The organism is Martelella mediterranea, from assembly GCF_004342225.1.
GTDB lineage: Bacteria > Pseudomonadota > Alphaproteobacteria > Rhizobiales > Rhizobiaceae > Martelella > Martelella mediterranea_B.
Map to the genome: position 1 here is coordinate 1 of NZ_SMAR01000094.1, position 1,705 is coordinate 1,705.

Annotated in this window: 2 protein-coding genes; both read left to right on the forward strand. The window is 53.5% G+C overall.

Annotation, left to right across the window (positions count from 1 at the left end):
• On the forward strand, window positions 1-262 hold a 262-nt coding region (locus tag EDC90_RS21135; protein ID WP_207903997.1), incomplete at its 5' end, for a hypothetical protein.
• A gap of 836 nt (window positions 263-1,098) precedes the next feature.
• Complete coding sequence (locus EDC90_RS20700; protein WP_132314395.1) at window positions 1,099-1,653, forward strand: hypothetical protein; 555 nt, start codon at window positions 1,099-1,101, stop codon at window positions 1,651-1,653.
• Window positions 1,654-1,705 lie beyond the last annotated feature (52 nt).

Sequence of the window (1,705 nt, forward strand, 5' to 3'; positions counted from 1 at the left end):
CGTTGGGCTGGAAAAGCCCCGTCGCTTTCGAACGGAAAGTGGCTTAAACGAGAACCTGGGGCGGAACGAAACCGTGACAGGTCCAGCTGGCGTCATCGCTGTACAAGAGCACAGCAATTTCGCTATTCCGGATTCTGACGGTGGAGTCATAGACTTGGAGCGAAGACTTTCCGTCAGCGTCCGGCGATGCTTCTTTGGTGCGGACTGGCAGACTGCCTTGCCTATTTATTTGTTGCTAAAAACGCTTCGTTTTCGCTGTTAGAACCTATGGAGCGCTGCAAAATCGTTTTTTTCCGGTTTCTCTGCCGAGCCTGTTCAATCATCGGCATCATTACGGGGCAAGGCGGAATTCTGAGATTGAATGGGCGTGGCTTCATGGGGTATTTGACGCGGTCGTGGAGCTCGCAATTGTCAACGACAGCACGGCAGCCGCTCACGTTTTTCTCTCCTGACGTGCAGCGATCCAATACTGATCGAGTTGTGCATATCGATGGTACTGTGCGAGATCGATTCTCGATCGAGATCAACCGAAATGGGGCCGGAAGGGGACTGGTGGCTTCTGGAAATTTGCTCACCTTTGCTGACATTCGATAGGGCAAATTCTATGGTAGCTCTCGGGCCGGAGCGGACGTTCGAGCCTCGTCGGTGCTGCGCGGCGGCATTCCCCGAACCGGCCACTGGACACGGGGCGCAGCATTTCGAGCTGCGGAGCGTCTGCGATGCGGCCCTTTGTCGGCGCTCAGCTTCGCCAGGTACAGCAACGTCGCTGCTCCAAAGCCGCTCTTTCCAGGTGTGAAGCAGAAAAACACACGGGGGCCTTGTAGAGACTGGACGACGCAGCCGTTCGACGGGGTAGCAGCCAGTGTTGCTTTAAAGTAGAAAGCATCAATCGAAACTATCGGGCGATTCCACAGGCGGCACACGCCCAGCTGGTTCGCAGATCGAATTGCGCACGCCCTGTTTTCGAAATCATCCGCGATGGAAACAAACGGCTGACAAGCCGAGTATCGGCAAGGACAGGCCTTTGGATAGCAGCAAAATAATCGAGAATGCAGTCAGCAAGCTCGCAAACTGCATGAGAATTTACGTTGAAGCGCAATGCGTTTTGGCGAGCAGTTCAAGATCGACGCCGAAGAAGCGATTGATAATGTCGATCGTGGCTTCGAGATGAAGCTTGAGGCGTTCCATACGCTTTATGATGTTTCAAAGAATCTATTTCCCTATTTCGATCATGGCGACACCGCACTGATGATAGCCATACGAAACGCAACCCATCACCGCGATCACCCGCTCTTCACAAGTCTGAAGCGACGTCTGCACCTTGAGCGAGGTGGCATAGAACCCTGGCTCGGCGCGTCCTTTTTGCTCGCAAGCCACCCGACGGCTCACGGCGTTCCTATGCGAATGTCCCATCATGTAAGATTGGACGATCTGGACGCGCGCCTCGATCCTTCGCGCGCATCTCCCTATCTCGATACCTCTGTGAACGTCGCTAAGGCTGCAGACCGATTTGCGTTGATCAATTCTCAACTGGGACTACCAGAAATCCGCGCTTTCCGTTCGCAGCACAGATACCCCGACAATCAAGCATATCTCGATCTTATGCCGATTCTGTCTGACGTCAGCGCCGGTGGGACAGATTTGAGGATTTGAATAAGGGAGGATTTCTGGTTCATCTTATCAATTAGGAGATCGAGATGACGAA